This window comes from Enterobacter cloacae complex sp. IR53041 (assembly GCF_049238285.1).
Taxonomy (GTDB): domain Bacteria; phylum Pseudomonadota; class Gammaproteobacteria; order Enterobacterales; family Enterobacteriaceae; genus Enterobacter; species Enterobacter roggenkampii.
In genome coordinates this window covers 216293-231832 of the sequence record NZ_JBMKHB010000001.1, presented here as the reverse complement: position 1 = coordinate 231832, position 15540 = coordinate 216293, and the positions used below count along the sequence as shown (strand labels likewise).

Annotated in this window: 17 protein-coding genes; 10 read left to right on the top strand and 7 right to left on the bottom strand. The window is 56.6% G+C overall.

All coding sequences use genetic code 11. The annotated features are described in order from the left end of the window. The first annotated feature begins 6 nt into the window (after nucleotides 1–6). Entirely contained in the window at nucleotides 7–189 is a 183-nt protein-coding gene (locus ACOTXF_RS01130) for a YoaH family protein (protein ID WP_008500497.1), read from the top strand. Nucleotides 190–195: 6 nt separating this feature from the next. On the opposite strand, the gene ACOTXF_RS01125 is transcribed toward ACOTXF_RS01130, so the two are convergent. Then, nucleotides 196–540, bottom strand: coding sequence for a RidA family protein (locus tag ACOTXF_RS01125; protein ID WP_008500498.1), 345 nt, complete (start codon nucleotides 538–540; stop codon nucleotides 196–198). Nucleotides 541–673: 133 nt separating this feature from the next. Between ACOTXF_RS01125 and ACOTXF_RS01120 the strand changes: the two genes are divergently transcribed. The 5 genes from ACOTXF_RS01120 to rnd all read left to right on the top strand — a co-directional run bounded on the left by ACOTXF_RS01120 (nucleotide 674) and on the right by rnd (nucleotide 7053). Further along, the gene (locus ACOTXF_RS01120; RefSeq protein WP_023325496.1) at nucleotides 674–2584 is read left to right on the top strand and encodes an ATP-dependent DNA helicase; all 1911 of its coding nucleotides are present in this window, start codon (nucleotides 674–676) and stop codon (nucleotides 2582–2584) included. A gap of 66 nt (nucleotides 2585–2650) precedes the next feature. Continuing rightward, complete coding sequence (tsaB, locus tag ACOTXF_RS01115) at nucleotides 2651–3346, top strand: tRNA (adenosine(37)-N6)-threonylcarbamoyltransferase complex dimerization subunit type 1 TsaB (RefSeq protein WP_045418951.1); 696 nt, start codon at nucleotides 2651–2653, stop codon at nucleotides 3344–3346. Between the two features lie 37 nt (nucleotides 3347–3383). Beyond that, complete coding sequence (locus tag ACOTXF_RS01110) at nucleotides 3384–3965, top strand: Slp family lipoprotein (RefSeq protein ID WP_023293933.1); 582 nt, start codon at nucleotides 3384–3386, stop codon at nucleotides 3963–3965. A 203-nt stretch (nucleotides 3966–4168) separates the two neighbouring features. Continuing rightward, on the top strand, nucleotides 4169–5854 hold the full coding sequence (gene fadD, locus ACOTXF_RS01105) for a long-chain-fatty-acid--CoA ligase FadD (RefSeq protein WP_014884268.1): 1686 nt from the start codon (nucleotides 4169–4171) through the stop codon (nucleotides 5852–5854). Nucleotides 5855–5937: 83 nt separating this feature from the next. Next, nucleotides 5938–7053: a ribonuclease D gene (gene rnd / locus ACOTXF_RS01100; RefSeq protein WP_232926616.1), complete on the top strand. Its 1116-nt coding sequence runs from the start codon at nucleotides 5938–5940 to the stop codon at nucleotides 7051–7053. Between the two features lie 74 nt (nucleotides 7054–7127). Here rnd and minE read toward each other — a convergent pair whose 3' ends face one another. From minE to minC, 3 genes are read right to left on the bottom strand one after another with little or no spacing between them, the layout of a single operon-like run. Then, a complete protein-coding gene (gene minE, locus ACOTXF_RS01095) occupies nucleotides 7128–7397 on the bottom strand; it encodes a cell division topological specificity factor MinE (protein ID WP_008500504.1) in 270 nt (89 codons plus the stop codon). A 3-nt stretch (nucleotides 7398–7400) separates the two neighbouring features. Beyond that, nucleotides 7401–8213: a septum site-determining protein MinD gene (gene minD / locus ACOTXF_RS01090; RefSeq protein ID WP_008500505.1), complete on the bottom strand. Its 813-nt coding sequence runs from the start codon at nucleotides 8211–8213 to the stop codon at nucleotides 7401–7403. Between the two features lie 23 nt (nucleotides 8214–8236). Then, the gene (minC, locus tag ACOTXF_RS01085) at nucleotides 8237–8944 is read right to left on the bottom strand and encodes a septum site-determining protein MinC (protein ID WP_008500506.1); all 708 of its coding nucleotides are present in this window, start codon (nucleotides 8942–8944) and stop codon (nucleotides 8237–8239) included. A 123-nt stretch (nucleotides 8945–9067) separates the two neighbouring features. Between minC and ACOTXF_RS01080 the strand changes: the two genes are divergently transcribed. The 3 genes from ACOTXF_RS01080 to ACOTXF_RS01070 all read left to right on the top strand — a co-directional run bounded on the left by ACOTXF_RS01080 (nucleotide 9068) and on the right by ACOTXF_RS01070 (nucleotide 10584). Further along, entirely contained in the window at nucleotides 9068–9343 is a 276-nt protein-coding gene (locus tag ACOTXF_RS01080) for a YcgL domain-containing protein (protein WP_008500507.1), read from the top strand. Between the two features lie 47 nt (nucleotides 9344–9390). After that, a complete protein-coding gene (locus tag ACOTXF_RS01075; RefSeq protein WP_008500508.1) occupies nucleotides 9391–10050 on the top strand; it encodes a fumarylacetoacetate hydrolase family protein in 660 nt (219 codons plus the stop codon). Nucleotides 10051–10143: 93 nt separating this feature from the next. Further along, complete coding sequence (locus ACOTXF_RS01070; RefSeq protein WP_008500509.1) at nucleotides 10144–10584, top strand: YcgN family cysteine cluster protein; 441 nt, start codon at nucleotides 10144–10146, stop codon at nucleotides 10582–10584. Nucleotides 10585–10700: 116 nt separating this feature from the next. Here the strand turns inward: ACOTXF_RS01070 and dsbB are convergent, their stop codons facing one another. Then, nucleotides 10701–11231, bottom strand: coding sequence for a disulfide bond formation protein DsbB (gene dsbB, locus ACOTXF_RS01065; protein WP_028015880.1), 531 nt, complete (start codon nucleotides 11229–11231; stop codon nucleotides 10701–10703). Between the two features lie 143 nt (nucleotides 11232–11374). Further along, entirely contained in the window at nucleotides 11375–12913 is a 1539-nt protein-coding gene (gene nhaB, locus ACOTXF_RS01060) for a Na(+)/H(+) antiporter NhaB (protein ID WP_047747401.1), read from the bottom strand. Nucleotides 12914–13114: 201 nt separating this feature from the next. Here nhaB and fadR point away from each other — a divergent pair, with 201 nt between their 5' ends. After that, the gene (gene fadR / locus ACOTXF_RS01055) at nucleotides 13115–13834 is read left to right on the top strand and encodes a fatty acid metabolism transcriptional regulator FadR (RefSeq protein ID WP_008500512.1); all 720 of its coding nucleotides are present in this window, start codon (nucleotides 13115–13117) and stop codon (nucleotides 13832–13834) included. A 109-nt stretch (nucleotides 13835–13943) separates the two neighbouring features. Here fadR and ACOTXF_RS01050 read toward each other — a convergent pair whose 3' ends face one another. After that, the gene (locus ACOTXF_RS01050; RefSeq protein WP_023293929.1) at nucleotides 13944–15476 is read right to left on the bottom strand and encodes a SpoVR family protein; all 1533 of its coding nucleotides are present in this window, start codon (nucleotides 15474–15476) and stop codon (nucleotides 13944–13946) included. Nucleotides 15477–15540 lie beyond the last annotated feature (64 nt).

Sequence of the window (15540 nt, the reverse complement as noted above, 5' to 3'; positions counted from 1 at the left end):
TTGACGATGTTTGCAGGTTTACCTTCTCTGAGCCATGAACAGCAGCAGAAAGCGGTTGAGCGAATTCAGGAACTGATGTCCCAGGGGATGAGCAGCGGACAGGCGATTTCCCAGGTGGCGGAAGAACTGCGCGCCACGCATACCGGCGAGCGGATCGTGGCGCGTTTCGAGGATGAAGATGAAGAGTAATCGGGCTTAAACCGCCGCGATAATCTTAATCTCAACCTTGTATTCCGGCTTCATCAGCGTGGCCTGTACGGTGCAGCGTACAGGCGCGTGACCCGCCACCACCCACGCATCCCAGGCTTTGTTCATTGCCGCGAAGTCATCTTTGTTCGCCAGGAAAATCGTCGCATCCAGAATGCGGGATTTGTCGCTGCCCTGTTTTTCCAGCACCGCGTCAATCTGCGCCAGGGTATTGGCCGTCTGCTCGAACGCATCCGCGTCAAGGTTCGCCGGGACGCCGGTGTAGTAGAGCGTCTGGTTGTGGATCACCACATCAGACCAGCGGGCTTCGGCATCAATGCGCACAATTGTCATAAACGTTTCCTCGTTATTTTTCGTCGTCAGGCGGCAAGACTGCCATATTGTTCTCGTGTCGTCACTATTTGGGGTGGCACAGGAGAGGATGGGCTGACATAATCCCTGTGCAAAAATACAGTGAGAGAACACCGTGGCAGACGATTTTTCCCCAGAAGGTCAATTAGCGCAGGCTATCCCCGGCTTCAAACCCCGTGAGCCTCAGCGACAGATGGCGCACGCCGTTGCACGCGCCATCGATAAGGCTCAGCCGCTGGTGGTCGAAGCGGGTACCGGCACGGGTAAAACCTATGCTTACCTTGCGCCAGCGCTGCGGGCGAAAAAAAAGGTGATTATCTCCACCGGTTCGAAAGCGCTGCAGGACCAGCTCTACAGCCGCGATTTGCCCACGGTGGCAAAGGCGCTGAAATACAAAGGCCGTCTGGCCCTGCTGAAGGGGCGCTCCAACTATCTCTGCCTGGAACGCCTTGAGCAGCAGGCGCTGGCGGGCGGTGACCTGCCGGTGCAAACCCTGAGCGACGTCATTATCCTTCGCGCCTGGGCGAACCAGACGGAAGAGGGCGACATCAGCACCTGCGCGAGCGTGCCGGAAGACTCTCCCGCCTGGCCGCTGGTGACCAGCACCAACGACAACTGCCTCGGCAGCGACTGCCCGCTGTATAAAGACTGCTTCGTGGTGAAAGCGCGCAAAACGGCGATGGATGCGGATGTGGTTGTGGTGAACCACCATCTGTTTCTCGCGGATATGGTCGTCAAGGACAGCGGCTTTGGTGAGCTGATCCCGGAAGCGGACGTGATGATCTTCGACGAAGCCCACCAGCTGCCGGACATCGCCAGCCAGTATTTTGGGCAGTCGCTCTCCAGCCGCCAGCTGCAGGATCTGGCGAAAGATTTCACCATTGCTTACCGGACCGAACTCAAAGATACCCAGCAGCTGCAGAAGTGCGCCGACCGTCTGGCGCAGAGCGCGCAGGATTTTCGTTTACAGCTTGGCGAGCCGGGCTATCGCGGAAACCTGCGCGAGCTGCTGGCGGACAAAAACATCCAGCGCGCGCTGCTGCTGCTTGATGATGCGCTTGAGCTCTGCTACGACGTAGCGAAACTGTCGCTCGGCCGTTCCGCGCTGCTGGATGCGGCCTTCGAACGCGCCACGCTCTATCGCGGGCGGCTGAAACGGCTGAAAGAGATTAACCAGCCGGGTTACAGCTACTGGTATGAATGCACCTCGCGCCACTTTACCCTTGCGCTTACGCCGCTGACGGTGGCGGATAAATTTAAAGAGGTGATGGCGCAAAAGCCGGGCAGCTGGATCTTCACGTCGGCAACCCTGTCGGTGAATGACGACCTGCACCACTTCACCGAGCGCCTCGGCATCGAGCAGGCGGAATCGCTGCTTCTGCCCAGCCCGTTCGATTACGAAAAGCAGGCGCTGCTCTGCGTGCCGCGCAATCTGCCGCTTCCCAACCAGCCGGGTGCGGCCCGGCTGCTGGCGGCGATGCTGAAGCCGATGATCGAGGCCAATAACGGCCGCTGCTTTATGCTCTGCACCTCCCACGCCATGATGCGCGACCTCGCCGAGCAGTTCCGCGCCACCATGACGCTACCGGTGCTGCTGCAGGGCGAAACCAGCAAAGGCCAGCTGCTGCAGCAGTTCGTTAGCGCCGGTAACGCCCTGCTGGTCGCAACCAGCAGCTTCTGGGAAGGGGTGGACGTGCGCGGCGACACGCTTTCACTGGTGATCATTGATAAGCTGCCGTTTACCTCCCCGGACGATCCGCTGCTGAAGGCGCGGATGGAAGACTGCCGCCTGCGCGGCGGCGATCCGTTTGACGAGGTTCAGCTGCCGGATGCGGTCATTACGCTTAAGCAAGGGGTAGGGCGCTTAATCCGTGACGTCACCGATCGCGGCGTGCTGGTCATCTGCGATAACCGGCTGGTGATGCGTCCTTACGGGGCAACCTTCCTTGCAAGCCTGCCGCCCGCACCGCGGACGCGGGACATAAAACGCGCGGTGCGTTTCCTGGCAAACCCAACGGCGGAGTAATTTACCCCGGAGTGTGCTAAGATGCGCGCCATTTTGTGACTGACCCTTGCGAGAGCGCGACGACTGATGCGAATTCTGGCTATTGATACCGCGACAGAGGCTTGCTCTGTTGCTCTGTTGAACGACGGTGCTGTTTCTGCCCATTTCGAAGAGTGCCCACGGGAACACACCCAACGCATTCTCCCCCTGGTAAAAGCCATTTTAACCCAGGGCAACACCTCCTTAACCGACCTCGACGCGCTGGCCTTTGGCCGCGGCCCCGGCAGCTTTACGGGCGTACGCATCGGGATTGGCATTGCGCAAGGGCTGGCGCTGGGCGCCGAACTGCCGATGATCGGCGTCTCTACCCTCGCCACCATGGCACAGGGCGCATGGCGTATGACCGGGGCAACGCGCGTCCTGGCAGCGATTGATGCCCGCATGGGCGAAGTCTACTGGGCCGAATACACCCGCGACGAGCAGGGCGTGTGGCACGGTGAAGAGACGGAAGCCGTGCTTAAGCCGGAAGCGGTGACGGAACGGCTGAAGCAGCTGTCCGGCGAGTGGGCGACCGTCGGTACGGGCTGGCAGGCGTGGCCTGAGATGGCGAACGGCACCGGGCTGACGCTGGTGGACGGCAACATGCTTCTGCCGGCTGCGGAAGATATGCTTCCGATTGCCAGCCAGCTGCTCGCAGCAGGCAAAACCGTGGTCGTTGAACACGCGGAACCGGTTTATTTGCGAAACACCGTCGCGTGGAAGAAACTTCCGGGCCGCGAGTGAATCTCAGTAACAGGAACTGAGAAAAAGGAGTCGCATCATGGCGGTTCAGACTAAAGTAGTACGCCTTATTATGGCAGGCGCGGTTGCCATAGCACTGAGCGGATGCGTTTCCGTTCCTGATGCGATTAAGGGCAGCAGCCCGACGCCACAGCAGGATCTGGTTCGGGTGATGAATGCACCTGAGCTGTACGTCGGCCAGGAAGCCCGCTTCGGTGGGAAAGTGATCGACGTGCAGAACCAGCAGGGGAAAACCCGTCTGGAGATCGCCACGGTACCGCTCGACAGCGGCGCTCGGCCTGTACTGGGCGAGGCCTCCCGGGGACGTATCTATGCGGACGTCAGCGGGTTCCTGGACCCGGTTGATTTTCGCGGACAGCTGGTGACCGTTGTCGGGCCGATTACCGGCGCCGTACAGGGCAAAATCGGCAGCACGCCGTATAAATTTATGACCATGCAGGTGAACGGCTACAAGCGCTGGCGGCTGGCACAGCAGGTGATCATGCCGCCTCAGCCGATCGATCCGTGGATGTGGGGTCCACATCCTTATCGTTACGGCTACCCGGGCTGGGGCTGGTATAACCCGGGGCCTGCACAGGTGCAAACGATCGTTACTGAGTAACTTACTGTTATTGTTAGAAAAGAGACAGCGGCTCAGCCGCTGTCTCTGTTTTTTTACGGATAAAACGAAAAAAAAGAGTGACGCGCTTCGCAACCTTAAATCTGAACAATTAATAAACTGGTACGCTGAGTTAATATAATGTTAACAAACTGTTTATTATCGGGGTTGTGATGACGACGAACACTCATTTCAGAGGTGATGCATTGAAGAAGGTTTGGCTTAACCGTTATCCCGCAGACGTTCCTGCTGAGATCAATCCTGACCGTTATCAATCCCTGGTGGAATTATTTGAACACTCGGTAAGGCGCTACGCGGACCAGCCCGCATTTGTGAATATGGGCGAGGTGATGACGTTCCGTAAGCTGGAGGAGCGCAGCCGGGCGTTTGCGGCATATCTTCAGGAAGGGCTGGGGCTGCAAAAAGGGGACCGCGTCGCGCTGATGATGCCGAACCTGCTGCAATACCCGGTGGCGCTGTTCGGTATCCTGCGTGCCGGGATGATTGTCGTTAACGTCAACCCGCTGTACACCCCGCGCGAGCTGGAGCATCAGCTTAACGACAGCGGCGCAGTCGCGATTGTCATTGTGTCCAACTTTGCCCATACGCTGGAAAAAGTGGTCGACAAAACCCAGGTGAAACACGTCATCCTGACGCGCATGGGGGACCAGCTCTCCACCGCCAAAGGCACGCTGGTTAACTTTGTCGTCAAATACGTCAAACGTCTGGTGCCAAAATACCATCTGCCGGACGCTATCTCCTTCCGCCGCGCGCTGCATGCGGGCTATCGTATGCAGTACGTTAAGCCGGAAGTGGTCTCAGAAGATCTCGCGTTCCTGCAGTATACCGGCGGTACCACCGGCGTGGCGAAAGGCGCAATGCTGACCCACCGCAACATGCTGGCGAACCTTGAGCAGGTCAATGCAACCTACGGGCCGCTGCTGCATCCCGGCAAAGAGCTGGTCATTACGGCGCTGCCGCTGTACCACATTTTCGCACTGACCATGAACTGCCTGCTGTTTATTGAGCTGGGCGGGCAAAACGTGCTGATTACTAACCCGCGTGATATCCCGGGGCTGGTGAAAGAGCTGGCAAAATACCCGTTCACCGCCATGACCGGGGTAAATACCCTGTTTAACGCGCTGCTTAATAACAAAGAGTTCCAGCAGCTGGACTTCTCCACGCTCCATCTCTCTGCGGGCGGCGGCATGCCGGTTCAGCAGGCGGTGGCCGAGCGCTGGGTGAAGCTTACCGGCCAGTATCTGCTGGAGGGCTATGGCCTGACGGAGTGCGCGCCGCTGGTCAGCGTTAACCCGCATGACATCGACTACCACAGCGGAAGCATTGGCCTGCCCGTTCCTTCCACTGAAGCGAAACTGGTCGATGATAACGATAACGAAGTCGCGCCGGGTGAGCCGGGTGAGCTGTGCGTCAAAGGTCCGCAGGTCATGCTGGGCTACTGGCAGCGTCCCGACGCCACCGACGAAATCATCAAAGACGGCTGGCTGCATACCGGGGATATCGCGGTGATGGATGACGAGGGCTTCCTGCGCATTGTCGATCGCAAGAAAGATATGATCCTGGTCTCCGGCTTCAACGTCTATCCGAATGAGATCGAAGACGTGGTCATGCAGCACAGCGGCGTACTCGAAGTGGCAGCGGTCGGCGTGCCTTCCGGCAGCAGCGGTGAAGCAGTGAAGATATTTGTGGTCAAGAAGGATCCTTCTCTCACCGAGGAAGCGCTGATAACGTTTTGTCGTCGTCAGCTGACGGGCTATAAAGTGCCGAAGCTGGTGGAATTCCGCGACGAGCTGCCGAAATCCAACGTCGGGAAGATATTACGACGAGAATTACGTGACGAAGCCCGTGCCAAAGTAGACAATAAGGCCTGAGCTTCACGTTAATCGTCCAGACGCCGGTTAAGCCGGCGTTTTTTATGGGCGCAAACAAAAGAGAATCCGATTTGAATTACCAGATGATCACGACCAACGACGAGCTGGCTTCGCTGTGCGAGGTGACGCGCGACTTTCCTGCCATTGCCCTGGATACCGAGTTTGTCCGTACCCGGACGTACTATCCGCAGCTGGGGTTGATTCAGATGTACGACGGTAAACACGTGTCGCTGATCGACCCTCTCGGCATTACCGACTGGACGCCGATGCGCGATCTGCTGCTCGATACCGCCGTCACGAAATACCTGCACGCAGGCAGTGAAGATCTGGAAGTCTTTCTGAACACCTTTGGCATCATGCCTCAGCCGCTGATTGATACGCAGATCCTTGCGGCGTTCAGCGGGCGACCGCTCTCCTGGGGCTTTGCCGCCATGGTGGAGGAGTATACGGGCCTGACGCTGGATAAAAGCGAATCCCGTACCGACTGGCTGGCGCGTCCGCTTACCGAGCGCCAGCTGGAGTATGCGGCGGCTGACGTGTTTTACCTGCTGCCGATCGCCGGACAGCTGATGAAAGAAGCCGAGGCATCCGGCTGGCTGTCCGCCGCGCTGGACGAGTGCCGTATGACCCAGCTGCGTCGTCAGGAAGTGGTGGATCCGAAAGAGGCCTGGCGCGACATCAGCAACGCCTGGCAGCTGCGTACGCGTCAGCTGGCGTGCCTGCAGCTGCTGGCAGACTGGCGCTTGCGTAAAGCGCGCGAGCGCGATCTGGCCGTTAACTTTGTGGTTCGCGAAGAGCATCTCTGGGCGGTTGCGCGCTATATGCCGGGCAGCCTCGGCGAGCTGGACAGCATTGGGATTTCGGGCAGCGAAATCCGTTTCCACGGCAAAACCCTGCTGGCGCTGGTCGCAAAAGCGCAGGCGTTGCCGGAAGAGGCGCTGCCGGAACCGCTGCTGAACCTGATGGATATGCCGGGCTATCGCAAAGCGTTTAAGGACATCAAAGCGCTCGTGCAGGCGGTGGCTACGGAAAGCAAGCTGAGCGCGGAGCTGCTCGCTTCACGCCGTCAGATTAACCAGCTGCTTAACTGGCACTGGAAGCTGAAGCCGCAGAATGGCATGACGGAGATGATGGCGGGATGGCGCGGGGAATTGATGGCCGATCGCCTGAATACGCTGCTGGAAGGTTATCCGCGATAAAAAATATGCCGGGTGATAAACCCGGCATATTCCCCCGGTGGCGCTGCGCTTACCGGGGCGACGAAATCACAAACCTACGGACGCGACTCTTCCGCTTCCGGGAGCGTCACGTTCAGCTCCAGAATCGAAATATCCCCGTCTTTTTGTTCCAGCTGCACCGTCACCATCTCCGGGTCAATCTGCACGTACTTACAGATCACTTCCAGGATGTCCTTGCGCAGCTGCGGCAGGTAGTGAGGCTCGGCGTCGCTACGACGACGCTCCGCAACGATAATTTGCAGACGTTCTTTTGCGATGTTGGCGGTGTTCTTTTTCCGCGAGAGAAAAAAGTCCAGTAATGCCATAACTTATCCTCCGAACAGGCGTTTGAGGAAACCTTTCTTCTCTTCTTCAATGAAGCGGAAAGGACGTTCTTCTCCCAGCAGACGGTCAACGGTATCGGCGTAAGCTTTACCTGCATCTGCCATTGTATCAAGGATCACTGGCTCGCCCTGGTTAGAGGCGCGTAACACGGACTGATCTTCCGGGATAACGCCCACCAGCTTAATGCGCAGGATCTCCAGCACGTCTTCCATGCTCAGCATGTCACCTTTGTTCACGCGGCCCGGGTTGTAGCGGGTGAGCAGCAGGTGTTCTTTAATCGGGTCTTCGCCATTTTCCGCACGACGGGATTTAGAGGCGAGGATCCCGAGAATGCGGTCTGAGTCACGGACGGATGAAACTTCAGGGTTGGTGGTGATGATCGCTTCATCAGCGAAGTAGAGCGCCATCAGGGCACCGGTTTCGATACCGGCAGGTGAGTCACAGACGATGAAGTCGAACTCCATTTTTTTCAGCTCGTCGAGCACCTTTTCTACCCCTTCACGGGTCAGGGCGTCTTTGTCACGCGTCTGAGAAGCCGGGAGAATGTAGAGGTTCTCGGTGCGCTTGTCTTTAATCAGCGCCTGGTTCAGCGTGGCATCGCCCTGAATGACGTTCACAAAGTCATACACGACGCGACGCTCACATCCCATGATGAGGTCGAGGTTACGCAGGCCGATATCGAAGTCGATAACGACGGTTTTCTTTCCCTTCTGGGCCAAACCAGTAGCGATGGCCGCGCTGGAGGTGGTCTTGCCAACGCCTCCTTTACCCGAAGTAACAACAATAATGCGTGCCATAGAAATTCCTTGTTAAAAAGGGATCAATTCAACGGTTGAACGGTCAACGCGTCGTCTGCCAGAAGCAGGCGAGCCGCTTTGCCATAAAATTCGGCTGGGATCTTGTCGCTCAGCCAATATTCACCTGCGATGGACACCAGTTCCGCCGTCAGGTGAGTACAAAATATTTGCGCGTCCCGATCGCCACTTGCACCTGCGAGCGCACGTCCACGCATCATACCGTAAACGTGAATATTGCCATCTGCAATCAGCTCAGCGCCAGCACTGACGTGGCTTGTAACAATCAGATCACAGTTTGGTGCATAAATGCGCTGACCGGAACGAACCGGCACATCAATCATTCGCGTTTTTGTGATGTTTGTAACGTTTTGCGCCGCAGGAGGGGGCGTTTCGACGGCAACGGGTGCCGCACGCGGGGCTTTTTCTTTGCCTTCATTCAGAAGCGGCAGCCCCGCACGGTCAATTTCCGCTTTCAGTTCAGTATCTTTGCAGCCGCTGATGCCGACAATACGCAGTCCGGTCGAGGAGACGGCCTGCTGGAGACGTTTCCAGTTAACCGGCGCTTCAAGACCGCTGACGTTGATCACAACAGGGGCGTGCTTCAGGAAGGCGGGAGCCTGGGCGATTTTGTCTTCTAACGCCTGACGAATAACCTCGGGTTTTGCATCATGCAAATGTACCACTGATAAGGTGAAGCTACTGCCTTTAAGCTCGATGGGCGTGTTTGACATCCTGGCCTTACTCAATTTGCTATTAACCGCAACCACTCGCTGCGATATTCCGAAGAGTATCAGGCATGTTATAGTCATGAGTATATTGAGGCAAGCAACCACCCATTAATTCAGAGTAAAAACATGTTTTGTGTGATCTACAGAAGTACAACCCGTGACCAGACCTATCTTTATGTCGAAAAGAAAGACGATTTTTCACGCGTGCCTGAAGAATTAATGAAGAGCTTTGGCCGACCGCAGATGGCGATGCTGCTGCCGCTTGATGGTCGCAAGAAACTGGTGAATGCCGATCTGGAGAAAGTGAAAACGGCATTAGCCGAGCAGGGCTATTATTTACAGCTTCCACCGCCACCCGAGAATTTATTAAAACAGCATCTTGAGGCGAACGGTAAAAAATAGTCTCAACTGTTTTTGAGCACAACACATCAACCGTTTAGGGGTCGACCATGTATCAACATCATAACTGGCAAGGTGCATTACTGGATTATCCCGTTAGCAAAGTGGTTTGCGTGGGCAGCAACTATGCAAAACATATTCAGGAGATGGGCAGTGCGACGCCAGAAGAGCCGGTTCTGTTCATTAAGCCTGAAACGGCGCTTTGCGATATTCGCCAGCCGCTGGCCCTGCCGCAGGGGCTCGGCTCGGTGCACCACGAAGTGGAACTCGCTGTGCTGATCGGCGCAACGCTGCGTCAGGCCTCCGAAGAGCATGTGCAAAAAGCGATCGCCGGATACGGCGTGGCGCTGGATCTGACGCTACGCGACGTGCAGGGTAAAATGAAGAAAGCGGGGCAGCCGTGGGAAAAAGCCAAAGGGTTTGATAATTCCTGCCCAATTTCGGCGTTTGTGCCGGTGAGCGAATTTACCGGTAATCCGCAGGACACGCCGCTCAGCCTGAAGGTTAACGGTGAAATCCGCCAGCAGGGTACCACGGCAGACATGATCCATAAGATTGTGCCGCTGATCGCCTACATGAGCCGCTTCTTTACCCTCAAGCCGGGTGATGTGATCCTGACCGGCACGCCGGAAGGCGTTGGTCCGCTCGCGAGCGGTGATGAACTTGAAGTTGGTTTTAACGGCCTGTCGCTGAAAACCCGCGTGCTGTAACCTCCTCTTGCCGCCTGAAAAGGGCGGCAAAACTTGCAACGACGTGCCAGACTCGTTATAAGGTGCGCTTTCTTTTGACGTGTGGACATCCTGATGAACGACATCCCTTTCTGGCAAAGCAAAACTCTCGACGACATGACCGACGCGGAATGGGAATCCTTATGCGACGGCTGTGGTCAGTGCTGCCTGCACAAGCTGATGGATGAAGACACGGACGAAATCTACTTCACCAACGTGGCCTGCAAGCAGCTGAACATCAAAACCTGCCAGTGCCGCAACTACGAGCGCCGCTTCGAGTTCGAGCCAGACTGCATTAAATTAACCCGTGAGAATCTGCCCACCTTTGAATGGCTGCCGCATACCTGCGCGTATCGCCTGCTGGCGGAGGGGAAAGGTCTGCCTGACTGGCACCCCCTGCTGACCGGTTCAAAAGCGGCGATGCACGGCGAACGTATCTCCGTGCGCCACATTGCGGTAAAAGAGTCCGAGGTGCGGGACTGGGAAGATCACATCATGAACCACCCGACCCGTTGAGATTAAAAAAACCCGCCAAAGCGGGTTTTTTATTGTGCGCTGTTGTGTCGAGTGGCGCTGCGCTTACCCGACCTACAAAACCGTAGGCCCGCGCAAGCGAAGCGCCGCCGGGCGAATTAGCGTCCGAACAAATCGCGTTTCTTCGGTTTGAACGGCTGAGCGATCAGCACCAGCAGCGCCACGACGAAGTAGGCGGCAAAAATGCCCACCAGCCACTGCGGCATCTCCAGCGTCAGGAATTCCCACTGGCGAACGGAGCAGTCACCGGAGGCAACGAACACCTGCGGCAGCCATTTGTCCAGCGGCAGCCAGCTCGGGAAGCGGGCGGCAAAATCGCAGGTCATAAACGGTGACGGATGCAGCTGCATCATCGTGTGCTGCCAAGAGAGTTCAATGCCTTTCCAGGCGCTGTAGAGCCAGATTGCGATCCCGGCATAGCGAAGCGGCGACTTCGGCGCAATCGCGCCGACCAGGCCAGCCCCCATAATGCCGAACAGCGCGCAGCGTTCGTAAATACAGAGCACGCAAGGTTTGAGTCCCATTACGTGCTGGAACCACAGCGCGACCATTTCCAGCGCAAAGGCGGTCAGGGCCATTAACAACCACGCTCCGCGACCGCGGGAGCACTGGTTTAAAAATCTCAACATAATCATTTCCCTGGAACATGCTTAGAAAGCGCAGTGTAAACGAATTCGTTTTTCGCGCCACCTGTACCTGGCGAAATAAAACGTAATTGGATGTTTATCGTGCGAAAAGGCAAACGGGCAGCGAACTGCCCGAGTTGCAGTGTTTACTGCGCCGCAAGTATACCCGCTTGTATCAACCATTGCGTACAGGGAATAAGGGTAATTTTGACGCAAAGCAATCCCACGATCGTAAGCACCAGCGTATAGGGCAGGGCCATCCAGACCATTCTTCCATAAGAAAGACGTATGAGTGGCGCAAGGGCGGAGGTCAGCAGGAACAGGAAGGCGGCCTGGCCATTGGGTGTCGCCACCGACGGCAGGTTGGTACCGGTGTTGATCGCCACGGCCAGCAGTTCAAACTGTCCGGCGCTGATCACGCCTTGCTCCATCGCGGTCTTAGCCTCGTTAATGTAAACCGTCCCGACAAAGACGTTATCTGAGATTGACGAGAGCAGGCCGTTAAACAGGTAAAACAGCGACAGCTGAGCATCCGGCGATGCCCGTAAGACAAAGGCAATAATCGGCGCGAACAGGTGCTGGTCGATTATCACCGCCACGACCGCAAAGAACACCGCCAGCAGGGCGGTAAACGGCAGCGCTTCGGTAAAGGCTTTGCCGATAGCATGCTCATCCGTCACGCCGGTAAAGGTAGTGGCGAGAATAATCACGGACAGACCAATCAGCCCCACTTCAGCCAGATGGAACGCCAGCGCGGCGATAAGCCAGACGCCGATGATCCCCTGTGCAATCAGGCGCAGCGTCTCCTGGCGCGTCCGCTGGCGTCGGCTCTGCAGATCGAATTTATGCAATTCCTGACGTACCGGCTCCGGGAGTTGTGCTCCGTAACCAAAGAGGCGAAACTTCTCCACCAGCAAACAGGTCGCCAGACCGCAGATCAGCACCGGCACGCTCACCGGGGCCATTCTCAGGAAGAAATCACCGAAGTGCCAGCCCGCCGCTTTCGCAATGATCAGGTTTTGCGGCTCGCCCACCATCGTCATCACGCCCCCCAGGGCGGTACCCACCCCGGCATGCATCATCAGGCTGCGCAGGAAGGCGCGAAACTGTTCCAGTACCTCGCGGTTATGCGCATCGACATGGCTGTCATCCTGCAGATCCTCACCCGGACGAGAGGAGGCCACGCGGTGATAAATACCGTAAAACCCCACCGCGACGCTTATCACCACCGCGACGACCGTCAGCGCGTCCAGGAAGGCTGACAGGAAGGCCGCCGCAAGGCAAAACGCCAGCGAGAGAACCGTTTTCGACGGAATGCTGAGCAGCAGGCGCGTAAAGATAAACAGCAGCAGCTGTTTCATAAAGTAGATGCCCGCCACCATAAACATCAGCAGCAGAAGCACTTCAAGATTTGAAGCCAGCTCTGCTTTGACATGCTCGGCAGAAGTCATCCCAATCACTACCGCTTCAAACGCCAGCAATCCGCCCGGCAACAGGGGATAACATTTCAGCGCCATCGCCAGGGTGAAGATAAACTCCGCGACCAGCAGCCACCCGGCAACGAACGGGTTCACGTAAAAGAGGAGAGGGTTAACGACCAGGAACACCAGCAGTATCAGTTTGTACCAGTCAGGAGACTGGCCTAAAAAATTGCGCCGCAGCGCGCGCCCAAAAGAAATTTCCACGACAGACGTCCTTCCCCGTCAAGTAAGACAAAACATCAGTATACGCAAAAATTACGGTCCAGACGCGGATAAGACCGCATTGTAAATTTCATAAAAATGAAACGGCGATCCCTCTTTTCTCTCTTTGCCGCGCTACCTGCCACTGCACGCCTCTGGTATGATGAGTCCAATTTGCTAAAGCTGTGTAATGGAAATCTCACTATGGTCATTAAGGCGCAGAGCCCGGCGGGTTTCGCGGAAGAGTACATCATTGAAAGCATCTGGAATAATCGTTTCCCTGCGGGGTCCATTCTTCCGGCTGAACGCGAACTCTCTGAACTGATTGGCGTCACTCGCACCACGCTGCGTGAAGTGCTTCAGCGACTGGCGCGCGATGGCTGGTTGACGATCCAGCACGGCAAGCCAACAAAAGTGAACAACTTCTGGGAAACCTCCGGGCTGAACATTCTTGAAACGCTGGCGCGTCTCGATCATGAAAGCGTGCCGCAGCTCATTGATAATCTGCTCTCCGTTCGCACCAACATCGCGACGATCTTTATTCGTACGGCTTTCCGTCAGCATCCGGAAGATGCGCTTGCGGTGCTGGCCAGTGCCAACGAGGTGGAAGATCACGCCGACGCGTTTGCCACCCTCGATTACAACGTCTTCCGTGGCCTGGCGTTTGCCTCCGGCAACCCGGTGTACGGTCTGATCCTCAACGGTATGAAGGGACTCTACACCCGCATTGGCCGCCACTACTTTGCCAATCCCGAAGCCCGCAGCCTGGCGCTGGGCTTTTACCATAAGCTGAGCAAGCTGTGCTCCGAAGGTCTGCACGATCAGGTGTATGAGACAGTGCGCCGCTACGGTCACGATTCCGGTGAAATCTGGCACCGTATGCAGAAAACGCTGCCGGGTGATTTGGCGATTCAGAGCCGCTGAAATAAAAAACCTCTCGTGTGAGAGGTTTTTTTTCGCCCGGTGGGGCTTCGCTTACCGGGCCTACAAAACCCGTAGGCCGGGTAAGGCGTAGCCGCCACCCGGCAAAAAACTACAGCGTATTCAACCGCGCCGGGCAGCGTTCAAGCAGCTCGACGCTCCCGTCTTCATTCTGCTGCTCCAGTTGCACGTCAAAGCCCCACAGGCGATGCACATGCTTCAGCACCTCTTTACGCCCTTTATCCAGCGGCGCGCGATTGTGCGGGATATAGCGCAGCGTCAGGGAGCGGTCACCGCGCAAATCCACGTTCCACACCTGAATGTTGGGTTCAAGATTGCTCAGGTTGTACTGGGAAGAGAGGCGAGAGCGGATCTCACGGTATCCCTCCTCGTTGTGGATTGCGGAGATCTCCAGATAGTTGTTGCGGTCGTCGTCCAGCACGGTGAAGAAGCGGAAGTCACGCATGATCTTCGGCGACATAAACTGGCTGATGAAGCTCTCATCCTTAAAGTCGCGCATCGCAAAGTGCAGCGTTTCCAGCCAGTCAGATCCGGCGATATCCGGGAACCAGTACTTGTCTTCTTCCGTCGGCGACTGACAGATACGCTTAATGTCCTGGAACATGGCGAAGCCAAGGGCATACGGGTTAATCCCGCTGTACCACGGGCTGTTATAGGGCGGCTGGAACACCACGTTGGTATGGCTGTGGAGGAACTCCATCATGAACCGCTCGGTGACTTTCCCCTCGTCGTACAGGTGGTTGAGAATGGTGTAGTGCCAGAAGGTCGCCCAGCCTTCGTTCATCACCTGCGTCTGTTTTTGCGGGTAGAAATACTGGCTCACCTTGCGCACGATGCGCAGGATCTCACGCTGCCACGGCTCCAGCAGCGGGGCGTTCTTCTCCATAAAATAGAGCAGGTTTTCCTGTGGCTCGGACGGATAACGCCGCGCTTCGGCGATCGTTTTTTCTTCCTCACGCTTCGGCAGGGTGCGCCACAGCATGTTCACCTGGCTTTGCAGATACTCTTCGCGGCTTTTCTGCCGGGCCTTCTCCTCCTGCAGGGAGATTTTCTGCGGACGTTTGTAGCGGTCAACGCCGTAGTTCATCAGCGCGTGACAGGAGTCGAGCAGTTTTTCCACTTCGTCCACGCCGTAGCGCTCTTCGCAGTCGGTAATGTATTTACGGGCGAAGATCAGGTAATCGACGATGGAGCTGGCATCCGTCCAGCTGCGGAACAGATAGTTATTCTTGAAAAAGGAGTTATGCCCGTAGCAGGCGTGCGCCATCACCAGCGCCTGCATGGTAATGGTGTTCTCTTCCATTAAATAGGCGATACACGGATTGGAGTTAATGACGATCTCATACGCCAGACCCTGCTGCCCGTGCTTATACAGCCGCTCCGTTTCGATAAATTTCTTACCAAACGACCAGTGCGGATAGTTAATCGGCATCCCGACGCTGGAGTAGGCGTCCATCATCTGTTCGGACGTAATGACTTCAATCTGATGGGGATAGGTATCCAGGCGATACAGTTTTGCAACCCGGTCGATTTCGGCGAGGTAAACATCCAGCAGTTCGAAGGTCCAGTCGGGTCCATCGCTCAGACGTGTGTTGTCCTTGTTCAGGGAATCAATAGTAGCCATTAGCGCGCCCTCGTTGTGGGTGCTCTCTCTGTCTGGAGAGCCTCCTTTCAAGCATAGATCAACG